Source organism: Dietzia sp. Cai40 (assembly GCF_014145165.1).
Taxonomy (GTDB): domain Bacteria; phylum Actinomycetota; class Actinomycetes; order Mycobacteriales; family Mycobacteriaceae; genus Dietzia; species Dietzia natronolimnaea.
Window position 1 is genome coordinate 1 of sequence record NZ_JAALEB010000400.1, and the last position, 3,626, is coordinate 3,626.

5 protein-coding genes and 1 pseudogene are annotated in these 3,626 nt (G+C 72.1%); 3 read left to right on the forward strand and 3 right to left on the reverse strand.

Annotation, left to right across the window (positions count from 1 at the left end; all coding sequences use genetic code 11):
* The 3 genes from G6022_RS14390 to G6022_RS14400 all read left to right on the forward strand — a co-directional run.
* On the forward strand, window positions 1–784 hold a 784-nt coding region (locus tag G6022_RS14390; protein WP_241731238.1), incomplete at its 5' end, for an ABC transporter permease.
* A 29-nt stretch (window positions 785–813) separates the two neighbouring features.
* Window positions 814–1,548: an ABC transporter ATP-binding protein gene (locus G6022_RS14395; protein ID WP_182691829.1), complete on the forward strand. Its 735-nt coding sequence runs from the start codon at window positions 814–816 to the stop codon at window positions 1,546–1,548.
* The gene (locus tag G6022_RS14400; RefSeq protein ID WP_182639551.1) at window positions 1,545–2,597 is read left to right on the forward strand and encodes an ABC transporter substrate-binding protein; all 1,053 of its coding nucleotides are present in this window, start codon (window positions 1,545–1,547) and stop codon (window positions 2,595–2,597) included. Before G6022_RS14395 ends, G6022_RS14400 begins: the two co-directional genes overlap by 4 nt.
* A 19-nt stretch (window positions 2,598–2,616) precedes the next feature.
* Here G6022_RS14400 and G6022_RS14405 read toward each other — a convergent pair whose 3' ends face one another.
* The 3 genes and pseudogenes from G6022_RS14405 to G6022_RS14415 all read right to left on the reverse strand — a co-directional run.
* Window positions 2,617–3,009: a VTT domain-containing protein gene (locus tag G6022_RS14405; protein ID WP_182639552.1), complete on the reverse strand. Its 393-nt coding sequence runs from the start codon at window positions 3,007–3,009 to the stop codon at window positions 2,617–2,619.
* Between the two features lie 36 nt (window positions 3,010–3,045).
* Window positions 3,046–3,354 carry an antibiotic biosynthesis monooxygenase gene (locus G6022_RS14410; protein WP_182639553.1) on the reverse strand — a complete coding sequence of 103 codons (309 nt, stop codon included), beginning with the start codon at window positions 3,352–3,354 and terminating at the stop codon, window positions 3,046–3,048.
* A gap of 39 nt (window positions 3,355–3,393) precedes the next feature.
* Window positions 3,394–3,626 (reverse strand): annotated as a pseudogene (locus G6022_RS14415) (A/G-specific adenine glycosylase); the annotation flags it as partial.

The window sequence follows — 3,626 nt, forward strand, 5'->3', positions numbered from 1 at the left end:
GGCTCCCGGGCGCGGCCCTGTCGGCCGCCGCCGGCCCCGCCGCCGGACCACCTGGCTGCGCTGGCTCAGCCCCGTCGTACTGATCCTCATCTGGCAGATCGCCGGAGCCACCGGCATCCTGCCGGAGCGGATCCTTCCCGCCCCGCAGCTCATCGCCTCCTCCGCACTGGAGCTCATCGCCTCAGGTGAGCTCGCCGACGCGCTGGCCGTCTCGAGCGTCCGCGTGGTCCAGGGGTTCGTCCTGGGGGCCGTGGCCGGACTCGTCCTGGGGGTGATCGTCGGAACCTCGCGGATCGCGGACGCCCTCGTCGACCCCCCGCTCCAGATGCTCCGCGCGTTGCCGCACCTCGGGCTGATACCGCTGTTCATCCTGTGGTTCGGCATCGGTGAGACCCCGAAGGTGCTGCTCATCGCACTCGGTGTGGTCTTCCCGATCTACCTCAACACGGCCTCGGGCCTGCGGCAGGTGGATCCCAGGCTGCAGGACATGGCGACGGTCTTCGGATTCAGCCGACGCCAGCGGCTCACCGAGGTGATCCTCCCGTCGATCGCGCCCCAGGTCCTGGTCGGCGTGCGGCAGTCGCTCGCGATCGCCTGGTTGACGCTCATCGTGGCCGAGCAGCTCAACGCCACCAACGGCATCGGCTACCTCATCATGAACGCCCGCGACTACTTCCGGATCGACGTGATCATCGTCGGCCTGGTCGTGTACGCGCTGCTCGGCATCCTCACGGACGCGGTGGTCCGCGTCGCCGAGGCCCGTGCGCTGCGCCACTACCGGTGACCACCGACCACCACCCAGGAGCCACAGTCATGACCACCACCCTCGCCCCCGCGGGCGCGCTGCGAGATGTCACCCGCAGCTTCGGCGACACCGTCGTTCTCCGCGATCTCGACCTGACGATCCCCCGCGGCGACATCGTCGCCCTGCTCGGTCGGAGCGGTAGCGGCAAATCCACCGCGCTGCGGATCCTCGCCGGACTGGACCGGGAGCTCGACGGAGGGAGCGTCCACATCGAGGGCCCCCCGGCCGTCGTGTTCCAGGACTCCCGGCTGCTGCCCTGGCGCACCGTCGCCGAGAACGTCAGGCACGGCCTCAACCGGGTCGACGTCGGACGCGGGGAGAAGACCGACCGGGTCACCGGGATCCTCGCCGAGGTGGGGCTCGGGGGCCGCGAGGGCGCCTACCCGGGGGAACTCTCCGGCGGGCAGGCGCAGCGGACCTCGCTCGCCCGGGCGCTCGTCGCCGAGCCGTCGCTGTTGCTGCTCGACGAGCCCTTCGGCGCGCTCGACGCCCTCACCCGGCGCACCATGCACCGCCTCCTGCTGCGGCTGTGGGCGCACCACGGTCTCGGGGTCCTGCTGGTGACGCACGACGTCGACGAGGCGGTGGCCCTGGCCGACCGTGTGCTCGTCCTGGACGACGGCGTCGTCGGCCACACCGAGACCATCGACCGACCCCGCGGCGGGGGCGGGACGAGCCACCACCGCCGCCGCCTACTCGACGCGCTGGGCGTCGACCACACAGACGAGGACTACTCGATATGACCACCACACTCTCCCCGATCCACCGACGACCCGCGATCGGTGTCGCGCTGCTCGCGCTGGCGTTGATCGTGCTGCTCGTCGGCGCCGGGTGCGCCACCCGCGACTCCGAGGCCGCGGCACCCGTCCCCGACCGGGTCGACCTCGCGGGCCTGTCCGACCTCGTCCTCCGGGTGGGCGACCAGAAGGGCGGCACCCAGGCCCTGCTCACCGCGGCGGGACAGCTCGACGACCTGCCGTACGAGGTCGAGTTCTCCACGTTCACCTCCGGGCCGCCGCAGGTGGAGGCGCTCAACGCCGGTCAGATCGACGTGGCCGTCACCGGTAACACCCCGCCCGTGTTCGGCGCGGCCGCCGGGGCGCGGGCGTCGATCGTCTCCGCCTACGCCAACGGCGGGGAGGGGGACCGGATCCTCGTCCCCGGGGACTCGTCCGTGCGGACCGTGGCCGATCTGGCGGGTCGGAAGGTGCTGGTGGCCAAGGGGACCTCCGCCCACGGGCATCTGCTTCTCCAGCTCCGCAGGGCCGGGGTCTCGCCGGAGTCCGTCGACCTGGTCTTCCTCCAGCCGGCCGAGGCGGGGTCCGCGTTCTCCCGCGGCGACGCCGACGCCTGGGCCATCTGGGATCCGTACACGGCCATCACGCAGACCACCACCGACGCCCGGACCATCGCGACCGCGGCGGAGGCGTCCAACGGATTCTGGTTCGGGCTCGCCTCCCACGACGCCCTCGCGGACGCGCGCCGCCAGACCGCGATCGCGGACCTCCTGGTCCGGCTGGCCGAGGCGGGGACCTGGACCGCGGAGAACCCGGCGCAGTGGGCTGCGTTCTACGGTGAGGCGGTGGGGCTGACCCCCGAGGCCGCCGAGCTCTCGCAGAGTCGCAGCACCCGCCAACCGGTGGCGCTGGCGGACACGGTGGCCAGCGAACAGGAGTTGGCCGACGTCTTCACCGAGGACGGTCAGATCGACCCCGTCGACGTGGAATCACTGGTCGACGACAGGTTCCAGGACGTGCTCGGGCCGGTGGTCGGGCCGCTCCCCGGGACGTAGCGGGCCGGGCACGGCCGGTCTACGAGGTGATCCCTGACCAGAGCGTGGCGACCGCGGTCCAGCCGACCAGCCCGACGGTGGAGTAGAGCAGTGCCCACAAGAGTCCACCCACGGTGACCGCCGGCAGGTACCGGGTCAGCGGCATGCGGGTGAACCCGGCGCTGAAGTTGATCGCCGTCTGCACGCCCACGGTGAGAAAGGACAGGGGCACGGCGATCACGCCGTAGCGCGCGGACAGACGCTGGGCCCGCTGCATGTGCCGACCGTCCAGGTGGCGAGCAGCCTTCTGGCTCAGCCTGCCACCGCTCAGCGCGCCCCGGCCGAGCCAGTAGGTGGCGTTGGCGCGCAGCATCACAATGACGAAGAGCGCGCCGAAGGCGATGGGATACGGCTGTTCCGAGATCCGGTCCACGTGAGGAGTCTGGGTGCGCCGGTGAGGTGCCGGAGGTCAGGCGGAGGGCTTGACGTCCATCACGACGTCGAACTCGAGGAGGGTGGCCCCCTCGGCGACGGGCTTGCCGTGCTGACCGGCGTGGGCGGTCCGGGCGTCGCCGTCGCGCCATGCGGCGAAGGACGCCTCGTCCTGCCAGGTGGTCACCACGAAGTAGCGCTCCTCTCCGGCGGTGGGGCGCAGCAGCTGGAAGCCGAGGAAACCGGGGGAGTTCTCCACGGTGTGGGCGCGCTCGGCGAAGCGACGCTCGAGCTCGGCACCGGCCTGGGGCGGCACGGACAGGGCATTGATCTTGACGACGGCCATGTAGGTGAGCCTACGCTTTGGTGCCGCGGTCCCGGCCGGTCAACCCGGCAACGAGTACACGTCCCCGGTCCGCACCATCAACCCGTCGGCCACGAGCGAGTCGAGTGCGCGGCCGCGCTGGACCGGGTCGGGCCACACCGCGTCCAGACGGTCCCGGTCGGCGGTGCCGTCCCCGTCGCGCAGGACGTCGAGGATCAGGCCGCGTACCTGGCGGTCGGTCCCGGCGAAGGTCTGGGTGCGGCGCCGCGGCCCGTCCCACTCGGGCCTGCCTG

Bases quoted from the DNA above. Each gene is read 5' to 3' on its own strand.
- G6022_RS14395 (WP_182691829.1), top strand. From the start codon at position 814: ATGACCACCACCCTCGCCCCCGCGGGCGCGCTGCGAGATGTCACCCGC.
- G6022_RS14400 (WP_182639551.1), top strand. From the start codon at position 1,545: ATGACCACCACACTCTCCCCGATCCACCGACGACCCGCGATCGGTGTC.
- G6022_RS14410 (WP_182639553.1), bottom strand. From the start codon at position 3,354: ATGGCCGTCGTCAAGATCAATGCCCTGTCCGTGCCGCCCCAGGCCGGT.